The following is a 24,536-nucleotide window of genomic DNA, read 5'->3' on the forward strand; positions in this document are numbered from 1 at the left end:
AAATGACTCTGATCCGGCAACAAGATTTTATCCAAAGTATCGAAGATTCCCTGCAGTTTATCTCCTATTACCACCCTCTAGATTTTGTGCAGGCAATGGAGAAGGCCTATCACGCTGAACAGAGTCAGGCGGCGAAAGATGCTATTGCGCAGATATTAATAAATTCCAGAATGGCAGCTGAAGGGCATCGGCCTATTTGTCAGGATACCGGTATCGTCACTTGTTTTGTCAAAATTGGCATGAAGGTGCAATTTGAAGGTGATATGACGGTTCAGGAGCTGGTTGATGAAGGTGTACGCCGTGCTTATAGCAACCCTGACAATCCGTTGCGTGCTTCTATTGTTAGTAACCCCGTCGGCAAACGCACAAACACCAAAGACAATACACCGGCAGTTGTGCATGTCGAAATGGTTAAGGGTGACAAAGTTGAAATCATGATCGCGGCCAAAGGTGGCGGCTCAGAAAACAAGTCGAAGTTTGTCATGCTCAACCCAAATGATTCAATCGCTGACTGGGTGATTAAGACGTTACCGAGTATGGGAGCCGGCTGGTGTCCCCCTGGCATGTTGGGCCTAGGTATTGGCGGTACTGCAGAAAAAGCAGCTGTGTTAGCGAAAGAGTCACTGATGGATCCGGTGGATATCCATGAGCTCCAAGCGCGAGGCGCAGAAAACGAAGAAGAAGCGTTACGTCTGGAGATCTTCGAAAAAGCGAATAAGTTAGGCATCGGAGCACAGGGGCTTGGCGGGGTTACCACCGTCTTAGATGTGAAGATTAAGACTGCACCGACTCATGCCGCAAGCTTACCTGTGGCGATGATCCCGAACTGCGCTGCCACTCGTCACGCCCATTTCACCCTTGATGGCACAGGCCCTGCCAACTTAACACCGCCAGCGCTTAGCGATTGGCCTGACATTACCTGGGAGGTGGATGATGAAGTGCGCCGAGTGGATGTTGACACTGTGACGGCTGAAGATGTGCAGAGTTGGCGTACGGGTGAGACTGTGTTGCTGTCCGGTAAGATCCTGACAGGGCGTGATGCAGCCCATAAACGACTCAAGGATATGCTCGATCGTGGAGAGTCATTGCCGGATGGGGTGGATTTCAACAACCGCTTTATCTATTACGTGGGGCCGGTCGATGCGGTGGGCTCTGAGGTTGTTGGGCCAGCAGGTCCGACGACGGCAACACGAATGGACAAATACACGGATCTCATGTTGGGTGAAACGGGCTTACTAGGCATGATCGGTAAAGCAGAGCGTGGCCCTGCAACGGTAGAGTCAATTAAACAACATAAAGCGGTTTATTTAATGGCCGTGGGTGGCGCGGCCTATTTAGTCGCAAAAGCGATTAAGAAATCTCGCGTTGTTGCGTTTGAAGAGTTGGGTATGGAAGCCATCTATGAGTTTGAGGTGGAAGATATGCCAGTGACAGTGGCTGTTGATTCCACTGGGACTTCCGCTCATGTAACAGGCCCTGCAGAGTGGAAAGTTAAACTCCAGGATGTTTAATCATCAGCGGGCGTTGGTTTTTTGAACCTATTGTTCGTAAACGCGGCAACCGCTGCGTTTTGTGGCTTTTTATTGCACTTTTGTAAGCGTTAATAGTCGTATTTAATCAAAGGATTGACTAGTCTGAAGCATAGTCAATTCTTTGTTCTGTCATGTGTTGAACCACGGTAGGTAATTATATGGTGTTCCTAAGTTGGAAACGTGTTGCTGCAATGTTCATAAGTATTTGCAGCGTGCTCTTTGGCACTGTTCACGCTGAAGAAACGGTTTCTGCTCACGCAGATGTTGTTCATCCGATTAAAGTCTTTAGATTAACTTCACCAGGGGAAAGAAGTCTGCGGGTTTTTCAAGGGCAAACGGAAGCCAGTCAACGAACCTCTTTAGCATTCCGAGTCCCAGGTCAACTGATTGAATTCCCCGCTTTGGCTGGTCAATCGGTTAAAAAGGGTGAACTGCTAGCGCGTTTAGATCCCATCGAATATAAATTAACTAAAGATAAGGCTGAAGCTAACTATCAACTTGCTTTGGTGGAGTTTAAACGTACGGAACGTTTAGTTAAGGATCAGCTGGTCAGTCAGCAGATGCATGATCAAAACAGAACGTTGTTAGCCCGGACAAAGGCAGCGCTTGAGCAAGCCCAAGCAAATGTAGGGTATACCAGTTTGCGTGCGCCTTTTGATGGGGTTGTTTCCCGTACCGCGGCGGAAAATTGGGACTATGTGATAGCTAAGCAACAAGTCCTCAATATTCAAGCGGATGGGATGACCGACGTGAAGATCCAAGTTCCACAAAATGTCGTGACTCAGCTATCGCGGGAATTTGTTTTAGATCTGAAAGCTCTCGTCCGTTTTGTTGCACAGCCCCAATACAGCTATTTTGCTGCGGTTACTGAGGTTGATACAGAAGCGGATGCTAGCACTTTAAGTTATGAGGTGACTTTATCTTTACCGACGCCAACTGATTTTAATGTTTCTACTGGTATGACAGCTGAGGTTGAAATTGATATGTCACCTCTAGATCCACATGAATCTGAATACTATGTCTTACCGGTCACCGCGGTTGTGGGTGAAGGGGATAATCTTAAAGTGTGGCGTATAGCACCTGAGACAATGACTGTTTCCGCTGTTGACGTCGAGGTCATCGGCCAGTCCGCCGCGGGTTTGAAGGTTAAAGGCCCGTTAACGAGCGGAGATATATTGGCTTTGACCGGTACCCGTTTATTATCCGATGGTATGCGTGTTCAGGAATGGGTTCGCGAACGCGGGCTGTAAAGGAATGAGGATTAAAGTAATGAAATACATGACTTTTCAGCCGAGAGTTTTAGCGCATACCGTTTGCGCGCTATTGGCCACAGGTTTAATGGCCTGTACGCCTGCAGAGCAGGCGGTGAAAGCGCCGCAAAATGTTGAAGTGGTGCGTGTAAGTTCAGATATCGCCAGAACAAAGAGGGATTTTCCGGCGGTGATACAGGCGAATAACTTGAGTCACTTGTCATTTCGAGTTGAAGGTGAACTAAAGACCTTGCCCGTGACGTCTGGTATGAACGTCAAAAAAGGCGATCTGCTGGCGACATTGGATGCTGCAGATTATGAGCGCCAGGTGACCGACACTAAAGAAACGTACAAGTTAGCCAAGCTTAATTTTGAGCGGGCCCAGAAATTGATTAAAACGGGGGCCATTTCAGCGTCGGAAAGTGACAAGCTGGAAGCGGAATATCTGATTGCTAAGGCGAATCATGAATTAGCCAAAATTCATCTTGGCTTTACCCAGTTGCGGGCGCCGAAAGACGGCATTATTGGCAGAGTCATTGCCGATAACTTTGAGAATGTCAGAGTAGGAGAGGCGATCTTAACGCTACATGATGCAGAAACCTTGGAAGTGCAGGTCAACGTATCTGAGCAGCTATTGGCTCTGGCAAAACCGGATCGAGAGAGCCGGAAGGCGGCGTTTCAGGTGAGATTTGAGAGCTTACCTGGCAAGGTCTATACCGCAACCTCGTATGAGTTTGAAACAGAAAAAGATCCTCAGACTAAATCCTATTTAGCGAAGCTCTTAATGGATAACCCCGTTGATGTGCCAATTTTTCCAGGCATGAGTGCCGTGGTCACTGTCGACATGAGTGATATCGAACGGGATTCATTTCAGGGGATCAACCTACCTAGTTCAGCGGTTGTATTTCGCCCTGATAGTGACATCGATGGCAGAAATACATTTGTGTGGAAGTTGTCCGACGATGAGAAATCAGTGTCTATGCATGCGGTTGAAACACGTAAGTTAGGAAGGACAGGAATTGAGTTGAAGAGTGGGGTCAAACCTGGGGACGTTATTGTGACATACGGACAGCAGCAGTTGTTTGAAGGCGCGCCGGTTAAAGTTGTTGCAGAGAAGGAGATCAAGGGATGACCATTGCTGAATATTCAATAAAAAATAAAGTAATCAGTTGGTTATTAACACTGATCTTTGCGTTAGGTGGATTTGGTGCCTATTTGGGTTTGGGTCAGCTTGAAGACCCCGAATACACAATTAAGGATGCGGTTATTGTCACCTCTTATCCTGGTGCTTCACCACAACAGGTAGAGGAAGAGGTTACTTATAAGTTAGAGATGGCTATCCAGCAGCTCTCTTATGTTAAGGAGATAACCTCGATTTCAACGGCTGGCTTATCGCAAATCACTGTAACGATGAAGAATAAGTATGGCAAAGAGGCATTGCCACAGATTTGGGATGAGCTGCGCCGAAAGGTTGGCGATGCCGCCCCGCAGTTACCACCGGGAGCCAGTGAGCCTTTAGTTAATGATGACTTCGGTGATGTTTATGGTGTGATGATTGCGTTTACCGGTGAAGGTTATAGCTATAAAGAGCTTAATGACTACGTTGATTTTGTGAAGCGAGAGGTCGAGGTCATTAATGGTGTCGGTAAAGTTAATTTAGCCGGTGTGCAAGACGAAGAGGTATTTGTTGAGATCTCTTACACCAAAATGTCTGCACTTGGGATCGCGCCAGATACAATTTTTGATCTGCTAAGTACTCAAAATATTGTCGCACCAGCGGGATCGGTGAGTCATGAAGATGAGTACATCCGTATCTATTCTACCGGTGAGTTTACTAACGTCACAGAACTGGAAAATTTGATTATTGCTGGAGCCGGGTCGGACAAGTTAGTTTATTTGCGCGATGTCGCTCGGGTGTACCGAGGCTATGAAGAGATCCCTACCAACATATACAACTTTCAGGGCCAACAAGCGATCAGCATGGGGATATCATTTGCTTCAGGTGTCAACGTTGTTGATATCGGTAAAGCAGTGCGTGATCGTATGGCTGATCTGGAGTACACCAAGCCTCTTGGCATGGAATTGACCTACATCTATGACCAGCCAAGCAGTGTGGCCGTGTCTGTTAAAGGCTTTATCCTTAATTTGGTCGCTGCAGTTGTGATTGTAGTGGTGGTGCTGCTGTTCTTTATGGGCGTAAAGAGTGGCGTGCTTATCGGTTTGATCCTCGCGTTGACGGTTTTTGGCAGTTTTATTTTTATGAAGCAGATGGCCATTGATCTGCAACGTATCTCATTGGGCGCTCTGATTATTGCCCTGGGGATGCTAGTGGATAATGCTATTGTGGTGGTTGAAGGCATATTGATCGGTGTGCAGAAAGGGCGCACCAAGCTGCAGGCGGCTGTCGATATCGTTGAACAGACCAAGTGGCCATTACTAGGTGCTACCGTTATCGCGATTACCGCTTTTGCTCCTATTGGTCTGTCTGATGACTCTACCGGTGAATTTGCCGGCAGTTTGTTCTGGGTATTGATGATTTCACTCATGATGTCCTGGTTCACGGCGATTACCTTGACGCCATTTTTTGCCAATATGTTCTTTAAAGAAGCCGAACCGCAAGCTGAAGGTGAGGAGAGTAAGCCGCAAGAAGACCCTTACAAAGGCGCTGTGTTCGTCCTCTATAAAAAGGCACTGGACGCCTGTATGCGCTTTAAGTGGTTCACTCTGGGGTTGATGGTTGCCCTGTTGGCTTTGTCTATTGTTGGTTTTGGTCACGTTCGGCAGGCTTTCTTCCCTCCTGCAACAACGCCTATTTTCCTTGTCGATGTCTGGCTACCTCAAGGCAGTGATATTCGTTACACGCACGATGTTGTGAGTGAAATGGAAGGCTGGATCATGGAGCAGCCAGAGGTAAAACAAGTCACCTCCACGACAGGCCAAGGTGCCCAGCGTTTCATGCTGACCTATGAGCCAGAGAAAAGTTACTCGGCATATGCTCAGATATTGATCAACACCAATAGCTCAGAAGAGATGCATCCAATGATGTCTCGTTTGCGCGATGAGTTTGCCGTTACCTATCCTCAGGCATTGATTAAGCTAAGAAACTTGGAGATCGGGCCATCGCCGGCCGGTAAAATTGAAGCTCGTTTTACAGGCGCAGATCCTGCGGTACTACGAGAGTTAGGAGAGCAGGCGAAGCAGATTTTACGCAATGATCCTGTGGCCACTAATATTCGCGACGACTGGCGTCAACGCTCAAAACTTATTCGTCCTGCGTTCGATGAGTCGTTAGCGCGCCGCGCGGGAGTTAGCCGTAGCGACCTGGATAACACGCTTAATATGAGTTTCTCAGGTCGAAATGTGGGCTTGTATCGTGATGGTACGGATATGTTGCCCATTGTCGTGCGTTTGCCTGATGAAGAGCGGGTCGACATTACCAGTTATGAGTCACTGCAGATTTGGAGTCCTACGCTGCAGCAGTACATTCCAATCCAGCAGGTGGCTCCTCAGTATCAACTGACGTGGGAAGACTCGATCATTCAGCGTCGTGATCGTAAGCGTACATTAACTGTGATTGCCGATCATGATCTGTTAGGTGAAGAGACGGCAGCTCAGGTATTTGAGCGGGTTAAGGGGCCCATTGAAGCGATAGAGTTACCACGTGGATACTACCTGGAGTGGGGTGGCGAATATGAAGCATCAGGTGACGCATCATCGGCACTGTTCGGTTCGCTGCCGATGGGCTTCTTGAGTATGTTCCTGATCACCGTCTTCTTGTTTAATTCCTTCAAGAAACCTCTGGTGATCTGGTGCTGCGTGCCGTTGGCGATGATTGGTATTACCTTTGGCTTGCTGGTGTTGGACGCGGCATTTGGTTTTATGGCTCTGCTTGGTGCGCTAAGTTTGGTGGGCATGCTATTGAAGAACGGTATTGTACTGCTTGATCAAATTAACCTGGAGTTGGAGAGTGGTACCGAACCATACGAAGCGATCTTTATGTCGGGTGTCAGCCGTGTACGCCCTGTGGCCATGGCTGCTATTACGACGATATTAGGTATGCTGCCTTTACTTGGCGATGCATTCTTCGTTGATATGGCGGTGACCATTATGTTTGGTTTAGGTTTTGCTACGGTGCTGACGCTGTTGGTTGTGCCTGTCATCTTTATGGTCTTCCATGGCATTAAATATCGTCCGTTGAGCGAACTGTGACCAGTTAATTGTGTGACGTTAGGAAGCCCGGCTAAAGCCGGGCTTTTTTATTGGCATTTTGCCCACTGTTTGCTTGGATATAAGCTGATATGGGGTTGTTCGAAAGGTGAGCTGTGAAACGTTTAATGCTAATCCGGCATGGAAAATCTTCGTGGACTCTCGACGCTATTGGTGATCTGCTGCGGCCGTTAAATAGCCGTGGCTATCGTAACCTTGATGTGATGGTGGGGCGAAATATCTTGAGAGATAACACCCCTGATCATATCTGTTGCAGCCATGCGGTGAGAGCTTATTCCACAGCACTTGGGCTTTGTCACGGCTTGTCTATTACTATCGACAAGCTCAGTATATGCCCCTGGATATACACCGCTGCAGCCGATGAATTTTTGTCACGAATGCAGTCTTATTGGGGAGATAATGAGCTGATATGGCTAATAGGTCATAATCCCACCTTGGAAAGTTTAGTCACACAGCTGGTTCCTAATTGCAGTGTGAAGATGCCGACCTTATGCTGTGTACTGCTTGAATACGATGAAACAAGCGGCGTTTGGCATTTGCTTGATGCGGATTGTCCGAAAAGCAATTTTGTGTTTTCCCAAGTCTCTGAATGATCGGAGCTGTTTTAGAAGAGGAATGATGGATCAATTACGTATCGCGATGATCAGTACTGGCGATGAAGTATTGCAAGGGGATATTGTTGATACTAACGCCGCTTGGCTTAGTCAGTTACTGAATGACCATGGTTTGCAGATGAGTTGGCGATTAACCGTGGCCGATGATCTGGAAGCGCTGCAGCAGGCCTTTCTCTATGCTAGCCAACATGCAGAGGTAGTGATAGTCAATGGTGGTCTTGGACCAACAACGGATGATCTTAGTGCCGAAGCAGCAAGCCTTGCTTTGAATGAGCCCTTGGTTGAATTTGGTGAGTGGACCCGCGTGATGGAGTCCCGTTATGCTCAGCGGGGACGGGTAATGCCAGAAAGTAATCGTAAGCAGGCGATGCTGCCTGGTTGTGTCCAGCTAATTGACAATCCGGTTGGTAGCGCTTGTGGCTTTCGCTTTCCTTTAGGTAGTGCTGAGTTATTTTTTACGCCGGGAGTGCCATCTGAGTTCAAGTATATGGTTGAGCATTTTATTCTGCCTGTACTACAAGATATTGCCAGGTCAGAGGCGCCAACTATTGAGCGCTGGCTGACTTTTGGTTTAAGTGAATCTAAGCTCAGTGACGCTCTAAATCCTATCAAGTTGCCTGCTGGTGCAGTGCTTGGTTATCGATCGGCGATGCCATCGATAGAAGTGAAGTTGAAATACACGGCGGGTTTACCGCAACCAGATATTGCGTCGGCCAAGCAACAGATTACGGATCTGCTTGGGGAAAATCTGTTTTGCCATCATAACCAGGGGTTCGCTGCAGAGATCCAGCGTTTGATGTTGCGCCATGGTAAAACCTTATCTCTCGCGGAGTCGTGTACCGGCGGTATGATCGCTGCGCAATTGGTAGAGCAAAGCGGTAGCTCTGCTTATTTTTTACGGGGCTATGTGACCTATTCGAATAGCGCTAAATCTGAAGATCTAGGCATACCTGAAGCCCTTATTGAGCAGCATGGTGCGGTGTCACTTGAAGTGGCGGAAGCGATGGCTAAGGGAGCGAGAAAACAAGCACGTACCGACTTTGCAGTTGCCGTCACAGGTATTGCCGGCCCCGATGGCGGTAGTGAACAAAAGCCTGTTGGGACCGTTGGTTTCTCCTTAGCAACCCCTCAAGGCTGTTACAGCCAAATGTTGCGTTTACCGAATCGTGGTCGCACTTTGATCAGAGAAATCGCAGCGGCGATGGCGTTAGATATGTTACGTCGGTTTCTTAACGGCGAAACGGTATTAGGTGACTATGAGTTTATTCAGCGGGTAGAGGAGAGGAGACCCGGCTAACGCATTATGAGAGACACGACTTAGTAAAAAAAACGGCCCGCAAGGGCCGTTCCTGTTTATATGGTGTAGATGTCGTTACCAACCACACTGACGACCAATGTTTTGCTGATCAAGCCAGGTTTTTAGGGGAGCGAAATAGTCTAGGATCGCTGTTGCGTCCATCTGCTTACTGCCAGTGACGATCTCCAATGCCTCAGGCCAAGGTTTACTTGCGCCCATGGCTAACATCGCATTGAGTTTTTCGCCGACCTCTTTGTTGCCGTATATCGTGCAGCGGTGAATTGGTCCTTCATTACCCGCCATTTCACATAAGGAACGATGAAATTGGAACTGCAGGATATGTGCGAGGAAATATCGCGCGTATGGTGTATTGCCGGGAACATGATATTTGGCACCAGGATCGAATGCATTCTCATCTCGCGAGATAGGCGCCTTTACGCCCTGATACTCTTCACGTAACTGCCACCATGCTTGGTTATACTGTTGTGGCGATACGTCACCTGAAAAGACCTGCCAACGCCACTTATCAACCAGCAAACCGAATGGGAGAAATGCCACTTTATCCATCGCCATCTTCATCAGCAGGCCAAGATCTTTATCCGCGCTGGGTATCTCTTCCGCGGTGAGTAAGCCAGTTTGACGCAGATACTCTGGGGTAACGCTTAACGCAATAGTGTCCCCAATGGCTTCGTGGAAGCCATCGTTCGCACTGTTTTGGAATAGCGTTGATTGCTCTTTGTATGCACGTTGGTAGAAGTTGTGTCCCAACTCATGGTGAATAACCGCATATTCTTCACCTGTTTTCTGGATACACATTTTAATGCGAATATCCTCTTGGTCGTCCAGATCCCAAGCAGACGCATGGCAAACTACATCACGATCAGCAGGCTGGGTGAATAGCGAACGTTGCCAGAATGTATCAGGCAGCGGCTCAAAACCTAGAGAAGTAAAAAAGCGCTCGGCCCCTTCAACCATTTTTAACTCATCGTAGCCGTGGACAGCGAGCTGCGTGGTGAGGTCGAAGCCTGGATCGGCATCTTCAGGTGCTGCGATATTGTAGATGTTGCCCCAGGTTTGCGCCCACATATTACCCAGTAAGTGGGCTGGGATAGGTTGATCGGGGGATACTAAGTCTGTGCCATAGGTTTCACCTAGTTTCGCTCGAACATGACAGTGTAGTGCTTCGTATAGCGGTTTAACTTGTCCCCATAGACGATCCATCTCTACTGAAAAGTCTGTCGGTGACATATCGTAGTTACTGCGCCACATCGTCCCTAAGTCGTTAAAACCTAACGCCTTGGCACCTTCATTAGCCAAGGAAACCTGGCGCTCATATAAAGGCTTCATTGGAGGTGATACGTCGCGCCAGCCTTGCCACAGAGCAAGTAGTTCGTCGGCATCACGTGAGCTAGCCATGATGTTGCTCATTTCAGGTAAAGTCAGGCAGTTGTCTGCGCTGAGACAGTATTTTCCTTTGCCATACATGCCATTGAGATCCGCAGCCAGTTTCGCTAACTCGGCATTTTTGTCTGCATCAACCGGGGCGGGGAGTACGATGGAAAATTTTAATATATCGAGTTTGCGCCGGGTTGAGGCAGCTAGGTCAATGCCATCAAATTTAGCAGCCTCATGGGCCAGCCGCACTTGCGCCGCGGTATAACGGCTATTTGCGTCAGCAGCTAATGAAGCGGTGTCTTCAGTAATAAAGTTTTGGTAGATCCATTCAGCTCGATATAGCTCTTTGCGTAATGTCGCCAATTCATCTTCGGCATTGATAAGGAAGGATGCAGCAAGTGAAGCGGGATCGATCTCTATCTGCTTAGGCTCGACAGCTTGCTCTCCGCATGCTGCCAGTGCACTGGCCAGTGTGATCGCGAGTAAACCCCGGCGAAATTTCTCTGGGTTTGACATGTTTAGTCCTATTTTTATTTTATCTAAGGTCCCTGGAGTGGACGCAGACATGTTAGAGAAGGCAAGCAGATAAAAAAAGACCCAGCAGTAAGCGACAGAACAGTTTGCTGGGCCCAGGGAGAGATATTGTGCGTAAAAAGTAATTTACGTAAAACATTAGATGCCTTTCAGCGCCTTTAGTTCCGGAAATTAGCAAATATTCTCAGTGCGTTTATATGCGTGATAAGTGCATGGAAAACCGGTTGTTATTACTGATTTATCTTGGTGAGCAAAGTTCTGGTCAGATCAGTCGCTTGACACGCGCACGGCTTAAACATACATTTGAAACAACTGTTTGAATTCGGGGTTGGTATTAGTGCGGCTTGATACGAAAACAAGAATTTTAGATGAAGCAGAACTGCTGTTTGCAGAGCGCGGCTTCTCCGATACGTCGTTAAGACTGATCACCACGCGAGCTGAAGTCAATTTGGCCTCAGTTAATTATCATTTTGGCTCAAAAAAGGCGCTGATCCGTGCAGTTTTGGAGCGTTATCTCCAAACATTTATGCCAGCTCTTGATGAAGCGCTTAGCAACTTGCTTAAACAGCAACGGCGCCCTGAAATGACCGAGGTGTTTGAGGCGTTTGTTGAGCCCTTGCTGCTATTAAATGGTATTAGGGAGAAGGGCACAACGTTGTTTATGCAGTTGCTAGGTAGAGGCTATAGCGACACGCAGGGGCACTTGCGTTGGTATTTGATTGCTAATCACGGCGCAGTGATTGAAAGGATCAGTGAAGCGGTGCGCGCCGCGTATCCGGAGTTGTCTGCCAGTGATCTGTTTTGGCGTCTGCATTTCACCCTTGGTACGGTTATTTTTACGATGGCGTCGCAACAAGCTTTGAGCGAAATATCAGATGCTGATTTTAATCAGTCTGTTGATATCGAAGATGTCATTCGACGGGTTATACCCTATATCGCAGCTGGGGTGAGTGCTCCTATTCCAACGAATCTTCGTAATGAAGATAACCACGTTACTTTTTTGAAGGTCTGAAGTCATGTCAATTCTACTACTCATCATTATCGCCATTGCTGTGGTGCTTGGCGTGCCCGATTTTCGTAAGCAATTAGTTACTCGGCCTGTTTTCCGGGTTTTTAAACGTATCTTGCCACCCATGTCGACCACCGAGCGTGAGGCGATGGAGGCCGGTGATGTTTGGTGGGATGCAGAGCTGTTTAAAGGTAAGCCTGATTGGCGACAGCTGCACAATTACCCGAAACCTTCGTTAAATGACGAAGAGCGCGCGTTTTTGGACAACCAAGTTGAGACTTTGCTGGCGATGCTCGATGACTACAGCATTGTTCATGAGCAAAAAGATCTGCCACAAGATGTTTGGGATTATCTTAAGCAAGAGGGCTTTTTTGCACTGATCATTCCCAAGTCATTCGGTGGTCGTGAATTCTCTGCGATAGCCAATTCTACTATTGTTTCAAAGATTGCATCACGTAGCTTGAGTGCCGCTGTGACAGTGATGGTGCCGAACTCGTTAGGCCCTGGTGAGTTATTGATGCACTACGGCACACAGCAACAGAAAGAGCGCTGGTTGCCAACCTTGGCTGATGGCCGTGACGTGCCATGCTTTGCGTTAACCGGTCCAGAAGCTGGTTCTGATGCGGGTTCTATTCCTGATTTAGGTATCGTTTGTAAGGGTGAGTTTGAAGGTAAAGAAACCTTAGGAATTATGCTCAACTGGAATAAGCGATACATCACCTTGGCACCGGTGGCGACGGTATTAGGTTTGGCATTTAAGTTAAGAGATCCCGATGGTCTAATGGGCGATCAGGAAGATCTTGGTATCACTTGTGCTTTGATCCCAACAGATCATCCCGGTGTTGAAACTGGACGCCGCCATAATCCGTTAGCATTGGCCTTTATGAATGGTCCGACAACGGGTAAAGATGTGTTTATTCCCCTTGATTGGATCATCGGTGGGCCAGATTACGCAGGCCGGGGTTGGCGTATGTTAGTTGAGTGCCTATCCGCTGGGCGTGGTATCTCTTTGCCTGCCTTGAGCGCCGCTTCAGGCCATCTGGCTGCGAAAATGACCAGTGCTTACGCTTATGTTCGCCGCCAATTTGGGATGTCGATCGGTCGCTTTGAAGGTATCCAAGAGCCGTTGGCGCGTATTGGCGCGTTTGCTTATAGTCTCGAAGCACATCGCCGAATGACTGCGGGGGCGATTGATTTGAACATTAGTCCGTCGGTTATTACCGCTATCTCTAAGTATCATATGACGGAGATGGCGCGAAAAGTGGTAGACGACGCCATGGATATCCATGCGGGTAAGGGCATACAGATGGGGCCTTTGAACTACCTCGGTAATGCCTATATGGGGATCCCGATTTCGATTACGGTGGAAGGGGCGAATATTCTGACCCGGAATCTGATGATCTTTGGTCAGGGGGCGACGCGTTGCCATCCTTATGTCTTCGCTGAAATGGAGGCCGCAGCTAACCCTGATGAAGGGGAAGGGTTAAATCAGTTTGATGGTTTGCTGGTGAAACACGTTGCTTACGCAGCGGGTAATTTCACACGGGCAGTGTGGCAAGGCATAACCGGGGCGCGTTTCAATGCTTCACCGGTGGCCGGAGAGACCAGCCGCTACTATCGCGATCTGACCCGTATGAGTACCGGCCTGGCAGTGGTGTCTGACATGGCGATGTTGGTACTCGGCGGTGAGCTTAAACGTCGGGAGATGATATCTGCTAGGTTGGGCGATATTCTTAGCCATCTGTACATGGCATCAGCGACATTGAAACGGTTCGAAGAAGATGGGCATCAGGTCAGTGATCTGCCGTTCGTGCATTACTGTTTGCAGCACCATCTGCATGCGATCGGTGTTGCATTTGATGGTTTCTTCGCTAACTTTAGTAACCCGATATTATCGACCATCTTGAAGCGCATTATTTTCCCTTGGGGGATCCGTTACAAGGCGCCGAAGGATAAAGTGGCTACGCAGATATGTAGCTCAATGCTCAAGCCTGGCGTGCTAAGAGAGCGCTTATCCCACCTTTGCTATGTCGGTGCCGGTGAGGACGACGCAACGGGCGTAATGGAACGTGCCTTTGTCGCTATGTTTGAATCTCAGTCTTTGGAAAAGCGTCTTGGTAAAGCGCAGCGCGCTGGACGTCTACCTAAGCGGATACCATTTGCTGAATTAATCGAGCATGCGTTTGCCGCCAAACTGATTGATGACAAGGAAGCGGCACAGTTACGGGAAGCGGAAGCACTGCGTTACCATGCTATTCAGGTTGATAGCTTCAATGAGATGGGCGCTACGCAATCTCCAGCTGTTCCATTTAATGCAGACGCCGCTTAGCGCTTGCGGTTGTTCAATAGATAAAAAGAAGGCCGGTCTGAGACCGGCCTTCTTTTTGTTGAAAAGTTAAACCGAATTAAGCGGTCAAAATCTTCATTGTATTGGTGCTTCCCGATGTATTGGCGATATCACCTTTGGTCATAATGACCAGATCTCCAGGCTCGAGTAGACCGCGCTCTAGCAGTGTATCGAGTGCTCCACGTACCAAGGTATTTTCATCATGCTGTGCCATATCAAATGCTACTGGCTTAACACCACGGTAGAGCGCCATCACGTTGAGTGCAGCTGAGTGGCGGCTCATGCCATAAATAGGCAAATTAGAGGTAATACGGGACATAATGAGTGGTGTACGGCCGCTGTCTGTCAGAGCGACAATGGCTTTGACGCCTTCCATATGATTCGCAGCGTACATAGCAGACATCGCCGCGGTTTCTTGAGAATTTGTAAAAATCTCATTGATACGGTGACGACTAACGTTTACTCGAGGATGTTTTTCGGCGCCGATACAGACGTTAGACATCGCTGTGACTGTCTCTTCCGGGAACTTACCGGCGGCCGTTTCGGCAGAAAGCATTACGGCGTCTGTGCCATCAAGAACGGCATTGGCGACGTCCATCACTTCTGCACGAGTTGGCATCGGGTTTTCAATCATCGATTCCATCATCTGCGTTGCGGTGATCACCGTGCGGTCGAGTGCACGAGCTCTGGATATCATCCGCTTTTGGCAGCCCACCAGTTCAGGATCACCGATTTCAACACCGAGATCACCACGGGCAACCATGACACAGTCTGAGGCAAGAATAACGTCATCTAGCGCTTCTTCTGTGGCAACCACTTCTGCTCGCTCTACTTTTGCCACCATATGCGCTTTTAAACCGGCCGCTTCGGCCAGTTCTCGAGCGTAATTCATATCTGCACCTGAACGCGGGAAGGATACCGCGAGGTAATCAACACCGATCTTGGCTGCAGTGACGATATCGGCCTTATCTTTGTCGGTAAGAGCCGCGGCAGATAATCCGCCCCCTTTCTTGTTGATACCCTTATTATTGGATAGAGGACCGGCTACTGTGACGGCAGTGTGTACTTTGTTTCCTTCGACGAGCGTGACTTCCAGCTGGACGCGGCCATCATCTAATAGCAGTAGATCGCCCGCGGTAACATCTTGAGGTAGTTCTTTGTAATCGAGTCCTACAGCCTCTTTGTTACCTTCACCCTTAGGCAGATCACTATCTAAGGTAAATTTGTCGCCGATAGTTAAATGGATCTTACCCTCTTTGAAGGTTGACACACGGATCTTCGGACCCTGCAAATCACCTAGTATTGCCACATAGCGGCCGAGTTTTTTGGCTATCGCACGGACGTCATCGGCACGTTTGATATGATCTTCAGGACTACCGTGGGAGAAATTCATTCGAACGACATTGGCGCCTGCACGGATAATTTTTTCCAGGTTGCCGTCACGGTCTGTTGCTGGACCAAGTGTCGTTACGATTTTTGTTCGTCTAAGCATTGAAGGCTCCGAGATAACTGGTCAAGAGTACGTGGTGAATAATGGGGCAAAACACCATGAGATGATTTGCCCTTAGCCGTTAGCACAGTATAGATGTAAAGAAATTACAATTTTGTGCTGCGGTGGAATTGTTTATGAAAGATAGTAGGTTAATCGTATTCAGCTTTGTTAAAGCGAGATTGTTTCAGGCTCTCTTTCACTTTACGTAGATTGTCTCTGAATCGAGGGCCGCGGCGCAAAGTAAAGCCTGTTGCTAATACGTCAACTAAACAGAGCTGTGCCAATCTGGATGCCATTGGCATATAGATGTCAGTATCTTCCGGTACATCCATGGCAAGGATCAGGTTGGCTTCTTGTGCCAAGGGGGAGTCTTTGCTTGTAATGGCGATAACTGTGGCACCGCTTTCTCTGGCCAGCTGGGCTAACTCAACCAGGCTCTTCGTGCGCCCAGTGTGTGAAATCAGCACAATAACATCACCTTCGGCACTGTTAATGCAGCTCATTCGTTGCATCAGTACATCTTCGAAGAAGACCACAGGAACGTTAAAGCGGAAAAATTTATTGGTTGCATCATGTGCAACACTGGCTGACGCACCCAAACCAAAAAACGATATCTTGTTGGCTTGGGTTAAGATATCCACTGCGCGGTTAATCTGCGTTGCATCTAAGCTATTGCGAGCCGTATCAAGGCTGGCCATGGCAGTTTCGAAAATTTTTGAGGTGTAGGCGTCAGGCCCATCGCTCTCTTCAACGTGACGGTTAACGTATGGGGTGCCGTTGGCCAAACTTTGCGCCAGATGGAGCTTAAAGTCGGGGAAGCCTTTTGTGTCCAAGCGTCGGCAGAAACGATTGACTGTTGGCTCGCTGACATCAGCCAGTTTCGCCAGTGCTGCGATGCTGGAATGGATAGCGGTTTGTGGGGCCGCCAAAATAACTTCTGCTACTTTGCGTTCTGATTTGCTAAAGCCGTTTAAATTTTTGGAGATTTTTTCAAGGGTGTTCATACGTTATCAGCCATGTTGGGCCTATCGGCGTCGCTCATTAATTAATGTTTAGAATGAGAGCGACAAGCTTTAAAGTTTTTTTCTTACAAAAATGAAACTCTCTGTAACTCGCTCACTATAGGAATTTATAGGCATTTGGCGCTACTGCTAGGCACGTGTTGTTTGATCACTGTCAAACAACTTTGACTGTTTGGGGTAAATTTACGACAACAAAATTTTCATTTTGCTCGTAAAAAGCAGGAATCTCACAGTGAATTTAATCTAAAATACGCCGTCGAAACTAAGAATAAGAAATAATCGAGGAGCATCAATGACCTTAGCCCAACCCGATCAGCCTGTAGACTTGGTGCTGTTCGGTGCCCGTGGAGATCTGGTTCGCCGCAAATTGCTGCCGGCGTTGTACCAGTTAGAAAAGGCCAATGCTATTGCGACAGATACCCGTATTGTGGGCGTGACACGTGGCGATTATAGTCGTGAACAATACGTGGAGCTGGTTCATGATGCGCTGTCAGAGTTTATGAAAGAATCGATAGACGATGAGGTGTGGTCGCGTTTTCGTGTCCGTTTACATTATCTTAAGATCGATCTGACTAACCTCGCTGATTATGACCAGTTTAAAGCGTTTCTCGATCATGAAAAACGCGTAATGGTGAACTATTTTGCGGTGCCGCCGTCTGTGTTTGGAGAGATATCGAAAGGCCTGCATACGTCTGGATCCATCGGTGCTTCTACACGTGTCGTGGTAGAAAAGCCGATAGGTCATGACCTCGAGTCATCAAAAGAGATAAACGATGCGGTGGCGGCCTATTTTGATGAATCGCAGATATATCGTATTGATCACTATCTAGGTAAGGAAACCGTTCTTAACTTACTGTCGCTGCGCTTTGCCAACTCATTGCTGACGACCAATTGGGATCACAATACCATTGACCATGTGCAGATCACGGTAGCAGAAGAGGTCGGGATTGAAGGGCGCTGGGGCTATTTTGATCAAGCTGGTCAAATGCGGGACATGATCCAAAATCACCTCCTGCAAGTGCTATCTTTAATTGCGATGGAGCCGCCTGCAGATCTTGATGCAGAGAGTATCAGAACAGAAAAGCTGAAGGTGTTAAAAGCGCTCCGCCCGATCACTGCGCGAGATGTGGACGAGAAAACCGTCAGAGGCCAATATGGTCGCGGTTTTTTGCGCGGAAAACCTGTGCCTGGATACCTGGAAGAGGCTGGCGCAAATGCGGATTCAGCGACGGAGACATTTGTTGCGGTTAGAGCTGACATCGATAACTGGCGCTGGGCAGGTGTTCCTTTCTATCTGCGTACCGGTAAGCGTATGCCAGGTAAGCTCAGTGAAATCGTGATCCAATTTAAAGAATTACCGCATCATATTTTTAGTAATTATGACCATGTACCAGCGAATAAGCTCACCATCCGTTTACAACCGGATGAAGGTGTTGAGTTGAAGATGATGAACAAAGTGCCGGGTTTGGATGCGCGAATGAAGTTGCAACAAACGACACTTGATCTCTCTTTTTCTGAAACCTTTAAAGACGAACGTATCGCTGACGCTTATGAACGTTTATTGCTGGAAGCGATGATGGGAAATCAAACCCTATTTGTTTGTCGGCAGGAAGTTGAGGAAGCGTGGAAGTGGGTGGATGGTATTATTGATGCGTGGCAGTTGAGTAGTGATGCTCCCAGGAGTTATCAGGCGGGCTCGTGGGGGCCTTGTACTGCCATTGGGCTGATGACTAAGGATGGTCGAGCCTGGAACGAATAAATGAAGCGACCGACCTGTTTGTTGATGCAGGTCGGTCTTTTTTTCGCTTAGATCCGTTTTGATCTGGGCTTCAAAATTTTTGACCTGATATAGCTACAGGTTTTTACATTAGATCAGAGGAAAACTGCAACATGGCAGAGCAATACTTGGGCCTGATCGCCGACGTCGGCGGAACGAATATTCGATTGCAATTGGTTGATCTGGCGACGGGTACACGTAGCGAATTACGCAAATACCTATGTGCTAATTACCCCACCATTGTTGATGCCATTCAGCAATATCTAACGGATGCTGGTCAACCGCCAGTGACCCATGCTTGCATTGCTATCGCATGCCCAACGAATAACGATTGGATAGCGATGACCAACCATAGCTGGGCGTTTTCGGTGAAAGAAACACAAGCGACTCTGGGATGGCATGCACTGCATCTGATCAATGATTACACAGCCATCTCAATGTCGTTGCCACATTTGACTGACGAACAAAAAGTTCAGGTGGGTGGTGTTGAGGCCAAGTCAGGCGCACCTATTGCGGTATTCGGACCAGGCACCGGCTTGGGGGTTGCGCATTTGGTACAGCATGACAACTTCTGGATGAGTTTGCCTGGCGAGGGCGGTCATGTAGATTTTGCTCCTATTGATGAGATAGATGCGCACATATTGGCATTTTTGAGTAAAAAATATGAGCACGTCTCAGTTGAGCAGCTATTGTCCGGTCCAGGCATTGTGCAGATGTATCAGGCTATCGCTGATATGAAAGGTGAGGCTGCTGTGTTCACTGATGCTGCAGAAATCAGTCAAGCCGGTATCGATGGTAGCTGTGCTGTCGCCCAATTAACTATGGAGCAGTTCTGCCGTGTTATGGGTAGTTTTGGTGGCAACTTGGCTCTCAACTTAGGTGCTTTTGGTGGTGTATTTATTGCTGGTGGTATTGTGCCGCGATTCATCGAGTTTTTGAAAGCCAGTGAGTATCGTCAGCGCTTTGAAGCGAAAGGGCGTTTCCGAGAGTTTAATGCTGGGATCCCGACGTTTGTCGTGACGGAAGAGCAGCCTGGCTTAGTTGGTGCCGCGGCCTATCTAATGCAAACTGTATAATTCTCTCTGAAACAGTTTGGGCTTGACTGAACCTCCGGTTAAGCCCACTCATCCAAGTTTAGTTTTTCTCTCGGCTTAGTTCACTTCCTCCTTCGTTTAGCCGTCCGGCCTCATCAAGTCAAAGTTATAGGCATCGCGTTTAAGAAACGTTGATGCTGAAGATCGCCAATGCTTGATTAACAGGCAATAAAAAACCGCGCCGTAGCGCGGTTTTTAGTCTGGAAGGGATGCTTACTTAGTGATGTGAGCAGCCAGGTCCAGAACCTTGTTTGAATAACCGATTTCGTTGTCGTACCAAGATACAACTTTTACGAACTTGTCGGTCAGAGCAACACCAGCTTTCGCATCGAATACTGAAGTCTGTACTTCACCGATGAAGTCTTGAGATACAACCTGATCTTCTGTGTAACCCAGAACACCTTTCAGAGCACCTTCAGAAGCTTCTTTCATCGCAGCACAGATCTGCTCGTAAGTTGCAGCTTCTTTCAGGTTAACAGTCAGGTCAACAACTGAAACGTTAGCAGTTGGGACGCGGAATGCCATACCAGTCAACTTGCCGTTCAGTTCAGGAAGAACAACGCCTACAGCTTTAGCTGCACCAGTTGAAGATGGGATGATGTTCTGAGAAGCACCACGACCACCGCGCCAGTCTTTCGCAGAAGGACCGTCAACAGTTTTCTGAGTAGCAGTAGTAGCGTGAACAGTAGTCATCAGACCGCTTTCAATGCCCCACTTGTCGTTCAGTACTTTAGCGACAGGTGCCAAGCAGTTAGTAGTACAAGAAGCGTTAGAAACGATGTCTTGGCCAGCGTAAGATTCGTGGTTAACACCCATTACGAACATTGGCGTAGCATCTTTAGAAGGACCAGTCAGAACAACTTTCTTGGCGCCAGCTGTGATGTGCTTACGAGCTGTTTCGTCAGTCAGGAAGATACCAGTTGCTTCAGCAACAACATCAACACCGATATCACCCCAAGCCAGAGCTTCAGGATCACGCTCAGCAGTAACACGAACAGTCTTACCGTTAACGATAAGGTTGCCACCTTCTACTTCTACGGTACCGTTGAAACGACCGTGAGTTGAGTCGTACTTCAGCATGTAAGCCATGTAGTCAACATCGATTAAGTCGTTGATGCCAACAACTTCGATGTCATTGCGCTCACAAGCAGCACGAAATACGAAACGACCGATACGTCCAAACCCATTAATACCGACTTTGATAGTCATAGAAATATTCCTAAACAGTTCAGGGGATAAAATTTGGTAGTAAAATTACAAAAAGCAGTCCCATCGTCAAGTAAATCAGCGTTTTTTGTTGCGCTGAGTCAAGTTTGACAATGAAATATAATTACACCTTTAAGTTGTAGCGATTAATATAGCGACCTAACTATAGACTATTGATCTGTGTTGGCTAGGTTCGACAAAACAAAAATCTCCTTGGTTTTTACGTTGGCACATAAGGCCAAGCCGATTTAGACTTACCCGTATATTTTTAACCGGCCGTTCGGTTCGACAATCAACAAAAAGGTTTGTTCGATGAATCAGGAACTTATTGAAAAGCTCTCGTTACTCAGAGGGGTTGAATCCAATTACGTGGATGCTTGGGGTAACCCCGCCACCGTTGATGCAAGCAGTAAAGCAGCGCTTTTATCTGCGATGGGGTATGCGACGGAGGATGACGCTAAGTTAGAGCAACAGTATCAAGCGAACCTCGCGTCGGTTTGGCAGAACATGCTGCCAAAGGTATTGGTTGTACGTAAGTCGGAAAGCTATCCGCTTGAATTACATCTGCCTATTGATGATTTGAAAGTGCCAGTGAACTGGACCTTAGAACTGGAAGATGGTGAAAAGCTTAAAGGTACCTTCACACCGCTTGATGGCCAGTTGGTTGGTTCAGAAACGATTGAAGGCGTTGAATACAAGGCGCTTAAGGTATTCTTAAAATTAGATGCCCCAATCGGTTATCACACCTTAGTTTTACGTAATGCAAAACGTAAAAAGCTGGCTGATACACGTTTCATTATTGCGCCACAGGCTTCTTACATTCCTAATGAAATTGCATCTGGCAAGAAGGTCTGGGGCCCTAGCGTCCAGATGTATTGCCTGCGTAGTCAGCGCAACTGGGGTATTGGTGATTTCACCGATTTAACCTATTTGGTAGAGAATGTCGCCAAGGGTGGCGGTGATTTTGTCGGCTTGAACCCTATTCACGCGCTCTATCCAAACAATCCAGAAAGTGCGAGCCCCTATAGCCCATCTTCTCGTCGTTGGCTCAACGTGGTTTATATCGACGTCGAAGCAACACCTGAATATAACGCCAGCTCAGAAGCTCAGGCATTGGTTAATAGCAATGACTTCCAGTGGCGTCTAGGCGAATTACGCGGCAAAGATTGGGTTGATTACACTGGCGTCACTCAGTTAAAGCTTAAAGCCCTCCGTTTGGTCTTCAACACTTTCAAAGAAACAGTGCTGGGCAGCGGTAATGAACGTGAGCAGGCGTTCCAAGCCTTTGTCGCAGAGGGTGGCGAAAACCTGAGAGAGCAGGCGTTATACGATGCTCTGCAGGAGTATTTCTACGCCGACGGTATCAATGCATGGGGATGGCCGAGTTGGCCTGCAGAATTCAACGAGTACCATAAGCCCGCCGTTGCTAAGTGGGCTAAAGCGAACCCTGATGAATTGAATTTCTACCTCTATTTACAGTTCTTGGCTGATGAACAGCTTGCGGCTGTTGATGAAAAGGCCAAAGGCCTTGGTATGGCGATGGGCTTGTATCGCGATTTGGCCGTTGGTGTCAGTGAAGGTAGTACTGAGATTTGGGCAAACCGTGATCTATATATCGCTGGTGCCGCGGTTGGCGCTCCACCTGATGTACTGGGTCCTTTAGGTCAAAACTGGGGTCTACCACCGATGGATCCTGGTAAGCTGATCGAGCAACAATATCAGCCTATGATCGATCTGTTCCGCTCTAATATGCGCTCATGTGGTGCGCTCCGAATCGACCACGTGATGGCTTTATTGCGCTTGTGGATGATCCCAGCCGGTAAAGACGCGAAGGGTGGGGCATATGTTTACTACAACATTCAAGATCTGCTCGGCATCTTGGCATTAGAAAGCCACCGCAATCATTGCGCTATTATTGGTGAAGATTTGGGTACTGTGCCTGATGGTATCAGTGAGACCCTGCAAGAAAATGGTGTGCATTCATATCGAGTGTTCTTCTTCGAGCAAGCTGAAGATGGCGGATTTATCTCGCCTAATCACTATCCTGTGCAGGCGATGGCTACGTTAACGACACATGATATGCCGACACTGATTGGTTTCTGGCATTGCGATGATCTGAAGTTAGGTAAAGAGTTGGGTCTTTACCCAGACGATAATGTACTGCAGACACTTTACAACGATCGTCATGAAAGTAAGCAGAAGATCTTGGATAGCCTGAAAGGGCATCAGTCGCTGCCAGACTACATCTCTAACGATGTGAACTGGGTCGGTATGACCAGAGACCTGAACTATGGAATGCAAGTTCATATGGCGAAGGGAAGTTCTTCACTTCTCAGTTTACAGTTAGAAGACTGGTTAGAGATGGATAAGCCGGTTAACGTACCAGGAACAAGTACTGAGTATCCAAATTGGCGTCGTAAGCTCAGCAAAGATCTAGACAAGTTGTTTGCAGAGCATGATGTACAAGAGCTCATGAGCAAGCTGTCAGATGCGCGCCGTGGAGCCAGCAACTAAGGAAATTTAATCGCTTGCGATTACAACAGATAGCACCCCAGGAATATCCTCTGGATCTGGGGTTGCCATGGGACCAGCCCCTTGAGGGCTGGCCCGAACATCTCCTTGTCGAGATGGCCAGAGGTATTTCTCGTAACGTCGTTCGATTTATTCGCTGTAGAGAGCGTATCTACGCAGTAAAAGAGATAAACGAGAAGTTAGCGAAGCATGAATTTCAATTTCTTCGTGACCTGCAGGAGATGGATGCCCCTTCCGTCAAGCCTGTTGCGTTAGTGACTGAGCGCAGCGGTAAACCGAATTACGCTCTCGTCGTCACCCACTATTTAGATTTTTCTCAACCCTATCGCATCATGATGGCAGAGCAGCCATGGCATATCAGCTATGATGTGTTAATAGATGCAATGGCAGAGCTGTTTGTTTGGCTTCATCTTCAAGGTGTCTTTTGGGGGGATTGCTCCCTTTCTAATACTCTTTTTCGCCGAGATGCGGGCCGTCTCGCGGCTTATTTTGTTGATGCAGAAACGGCCGTTTCCTATGACCGGATTTCTGACGGTCAGAGAGAGCTGGATTTGATGATTGCCCAAACCAATGTTGCTGGCGAGTTGATGGATCTTGAAGCTGGCTTTGGTTTGCCTGGCGGTGTTGATCCGATCAAAGTGACAGAAGACATTTTGTCGAAATATCATAAGCTTTGGTCAGAAGTTAACCAACAAATTGAGTTTGGTGCCGAAGAACAGTACCAAGTCGAGCGTCGAATACAGAGATTGCATGATCTTGGTTACGATGTTGAAGAAATAGAGTTTGTTACCAGCGGTGAAAACGATAGGCTAAGATTACTGACAAAAGTCGTTGAACCTGGACACCATATTCGCAGACTGGAATCGTTAGTCGGAATTAAAGTTCAGGCAAATCAGGCAAGGCGCTTGCTGCATGAAATTACCCGTTTTATGCATCAATATAATCATCGGCGTGAAGAGCGCGGTAAAGATAAAGTGTCTGAAATGGTGGCGGCACATATCTGGTATGAAGAAGAGTACCTCTACATTTTGGATATGTTTCCCGACGAATATCGATCGCGAGATGACGATGCTGAGCTATATCATCAGTTACTCGAGCATCGTTGGTATGAATCAGAAAACCGTAAGCAGGATATAGGTATGAGAGAGGCTGTGCGCTCTTTTATTGCAAATGTTCTGGAAAAGACCTAGGAAAGTACGCCCAATAAG

16 protein-coding genes are annotated in these 24,536 nt (G+C 47.8%); 12 read left to right on the forward strand and 4 right to left on the reverse strand.

Going from position 1 to position 24,536, the window contains the following annotated elements; translation table 11 throughout:
- Window positions 1-2 precede the first annotated feature (2 nt).
- The 6 genes from EZV61_RS16330 to EZV61_RS16355 all read left to right on the forward strand — a co-directional run bounded on the left by EZV61_RS16330 (window position 3) and on the right by EZV61_RS16355 (window position 8,920).
- A complete protein-coding gene (locus EZV61_RS16330) occupies window positions 3-1,511 on the forward strand; it encodes a fumarate hydratase (RefSeq protein WP_131417020.1) in 1,509 nt (502 codons plus the stop codon).
- A gap of 212 nt (window positions 1,512-1,723) precedes the next feature.
- Window positions 1,724-2,782 carry an efflux RND transporter periplasmic adaptor subunit gene (locus EZV61_RS16335; RefSeq protein WP_158538008.1) on the forward strand — a complete coding sequence of 353 codons (1,059 nt, stop codon included), beginning with the start codon at window positions 1,724-1,726 and terminating at the stop codon, window positions 2,780-2,782.
- 19 nt (window positions 2,783-2,801) lie between these two features.
- Window positions 2,802-3,914, forward strand: coding sequence for an efflux RND transporter periplasmic adaptor subunit (locus tag EZV61_RS16340; RefSeq protein ID WP_158538009.1), 1,113 nt, complete (start codon window positions 2,802-2,804; stop codon window positions 3,912-3,914).
- Window positions 3,911-6,991, forward strand: coding sequence for an efflux RND transporter permease subunit (locus EZV61_RS16345; protein ID WP_131417022.1), 3,081 nt, complete (start codon window positions 3,911-3,913; stop codon window positions 6,989-6,991). Before EZV61_RS16340 ends, EZV61_RS16345 begins: the two co-directional genes overlap by 4 nt.
- A gap of 113 nt (window positions 6,992-7,104) precedes the next feature.
- Window positions 7,105-7,602: a SixA phosphatase family protein gene (locus EZV61_RS16350; protein WP_131417024.1), complete on the forward strand. Its 498-nt coding sequence runs from the start codon at window positions 7,105-7,107 to the stop codon at window positions 7,600-7,602.
- A 22-nt stretch (window positions 7,603-7,624) separates the two neighbouring features.
- Window positions 7,625-8,920 carry a CinA family nicotinamide mononucleotide deamidase-related protein gene (locus tag EZV61_RS16355; RefSeq protein ID WP_240695230.1) on the forward strand — a complete coding sequence of 432 codons (1,296 nt, stop codon included), beginning with the start codon at window positions 7,625-7,627 and terminating at the stop codon, window positions 8,918-8,920.
- Between the two features lie 75 nt (window positions 8,921-8,995).
- Here the strand turns inward: EZV61_RS16355 and EZV61_RS16360 are convergent, their stop codons facing one another.
- Window positions 8,996-10,831: a M2 family metallopeptidase gene (locus EZV61_RS16360; RefSeq protein WP_131417026.1), complete on the reverse strand. Its 1,836-nt coding sequence runs from the start codon at window positions 10,829-10,831 to the stop codon at window positions 8,996-8,998.
- Between the two features lie 355 nt (window positions 10,832-11,186).
- On the opposite strand from EZV61_RS16360, the gene psrA reads away from it, so the two are divergent.
- Together psrA and EZV61_RS16370 are read left to right on the forward strand one after the other, a co-directional pair.
- Window positions 11,187-11,861 (forward strand): TetR family transcriptional repressor PsrA, encoded by a 675-nt coding sequence (psrA, locus tag EZV61_RS16365; protein WP_114338083.1) that lies wholly within the window; start codon window positions 11,187-11,189, stop codon window positions 11,859-11,861.
- A 4-nt stretch (window positions 11,862-11,865) separates the two neighbouring features.
- Window positions 11,866-14,187 (forward strand): acyl-CoA dehydrogenase, encoded by a 2,322-nt coding sequence (locus tag EZV61_RS16370; protein ID WP_130565849.1) that lies wholly within the window; start codon window positions 11,866-11,868, stop codon window positions 14,185-14,187.
- 76 nt (window positions 14,188-14,263) lie between these two features.
- Here EZV61_RS16370 and pyk read toward each other — a convergent pair whose 3' ends face one another.
- Entirely contained in the window at window positions 14,264-15,697 is a 1,434-nt protein-coding gene (gene pyk, locus EZV61_RS16375; protein ID WP_131417028.1) for a pyruvate kinase, read from the reverse strand.
- Between the two features lie 149 nt (window positions 15,698-15,846).
- Complete coding sequence (locus EZV61_RS16380; RefSeq protein WP_114338007.1) at window positions 15,847-16,701, reverse strand: MurR/RpiR family transcriptional regulator; 855 nt, start codon at window positions 16,699-16,701, stop codon at window positions 15,847-15,849.
- A 310-nt stretch (window positions 16,702-17,011) separates the two neighbouring features.
- Between EZV61_RS16380 and zwf the strand changes: the two genes are divergently transcribed.
- Together zwf and EZV61_RS16390 are read left to right on the forward strand one after the other, a co-directional pair.
- Complete coding sequence (gene zwf / locus EZV61_RS16385; protein ID WP_114338008.1) at window positions 17,012-18,478, forward strand: glucose-6-phosphate dehydrogenase; 1,467 nt, start codon at window positions 17,012-17,014, stop codon at window positions 18,476-18,478.
- Between the two features lie 131 nt (window positions 18,479-18,609).
- A complete protein-coding gene (locus EZV61_RS16390; protein ID WP_130565848.1) occupies window positions 18,610-19,572 on the forward strand; it encodes a glucokinase in 963 nt (320 codons plus the stop codon).
- A 231-nt stretch (window positions 19,573-19,803) separates the two neighbouring features.
- Here EZV61_RS16390 and gap read toward each other — a convergent pair whose 3' ends face one another.
- The gene (gene gap / locus EZV61_RS16395) at window positions 19,804-20,799 is read right to left on the reverse strand and encodes a type I glyceraldehyde-3-phosphate dehydrogenase (RefSeq protein ID WP_114338010.1); all 996 of its coding nucleotides are present in this window, start codon (window positions 20,797-20,799) and stop codon (window positions 19,804-19,806) included.
- A 309-nt stretch (window positions 20,800-21,108) separates the two neighbouring features.
- Here gap and malQ point away from each other — a divergent pair, with 309 nt between their 5' ends.
- Together malQ and EZV61_RS16405 are read left to right on the forward strand one after the other, a co-directional pair.
- Window positions 21,109-23,310, forward strand: a complete 2,202-nt coding sequence (gene malQ / locus EZV61_RS16400) for a 4-alpha-glucanotransferase (RefSeq protein WP_131417030.1) — start codon at window positions 21,109-21,111, stop codon at window positions 23,308-23,310.
- Between the two features lie 14 nt (window positions 23,311-23,324).
- Window positions 23,325-24,518: a DUF4032 domain-containing protein gene (locus tag EZV61_RS16405; RefSeq protein WP_114338012.1), complete on the forward strand. Its 1,194-nt coding sequence runs from the start codon at window positions 23,325-23,327 to the stop codon at window positions 24,516-24,518.
- Window positions 24,519-24,536: the final 18 nt, after the last annotated feature.

This window comes from Corallincola luteus (assembly GCF_004336975.1).
Classification (GTDB): Bacteria; Pseudomonadota; Gammaproteobacteria; order Enterobacterales; family Neiellaceae; genus Corallincola; species Corallincola holothuriorum.

Excerpts from the sequence above, each read along its gene's own strand:
- gap (WP_114338010.1), bottom strand. The coding sequence starts at position 20,799 with ATGACTATCAAAGTCGGTATTAATGGGTTTGGACGTATCGGTCGTTTC.
- EZV61_RS16345 (WP_131417022.1), top strand. The coding sequence starts at position 3,911 with ATGACCATTGCTGAATATTCAATAAAAAATAAAGTAATCAGTTGGTTA.
- pyk (WP_131417028.1), bottom strand. The coding sequence starts at position 15,697 with ATGCTTAGACGAACAAAAATCGTAACGACACTTGGTCCAGCAACAGAC.
- EZV61_RS16360 (WP_131417026.1), bottom strand. The coding sequence starts at position 10,831 with ATGTCAAACCCAGAGAAATTTCGCCGGGGTTTACTCGCGATCACACTG.
- EZV61_RS16390 (WP_130565848.1), top strand. The coding sequence starts at position 18,610 with ATGGCAGAGCAATACTTGGGCCTGATCGCCGACGTCGGCGGAACGAAT.
- EZV61_RS16355 (WP_240695230.1), top strand. The coding sequence starts at position 7,625 with ATGATGGATCAATTACGTATCGCGATGATCAGTACTGGCGATGAAGTA.
- malQ (WP_131417030.1), top strand. The coding sequence starts at position 21,109 with ATGAATCAGGAACTTATTGAAAAGCTCTCGTTACTCAGAGGGGTTGAA.
- EZV61_RS16330 (WP_131417020.1), top strand. The coding sequence starts at position 3 with ATGACTCTGATCCGGCAACAAGATTTTATCCAAAGTATCGAAGATTCC.
- EZV61_RS16335 (WP_158538008.1), top strand. The coding sequence starts at position 1,724 with ATGTTCATAAGTATTTGCAGCGTGCTCTTTGGCACTGTTCACGCTGAA.
- zwf (WP_114338008.1), top strand. The coding sequence starts at position 17,012 with ATGACCTTAGCCCAACCCGATCAGCCTGTAGACTTGGTGCTGTTCGGT.
- EZV61_RS16370 (WP_130565849.1), top strand. The coding sequence starts at position 11,866 with ATGTCAATTCTACTACTCATCATTATCGCCATTGCTGTGGTGCTTGGC.
- EZV61_RS16340 (WP_158538009.1), top strand. The coding sequence starts at position 2,802 with ATGAAATACATGACTTTTCAGCCGAGAGTTTTAGCGCATACCGTTTGC.
- EZV61_RS16380 (WP_114338007.1), bottom strand. The coding sequence starts at position 16,701 with ATGAACACCCTTGAAAAAATCTCCAAAAATTTAAACGGCTTTAGCAAA.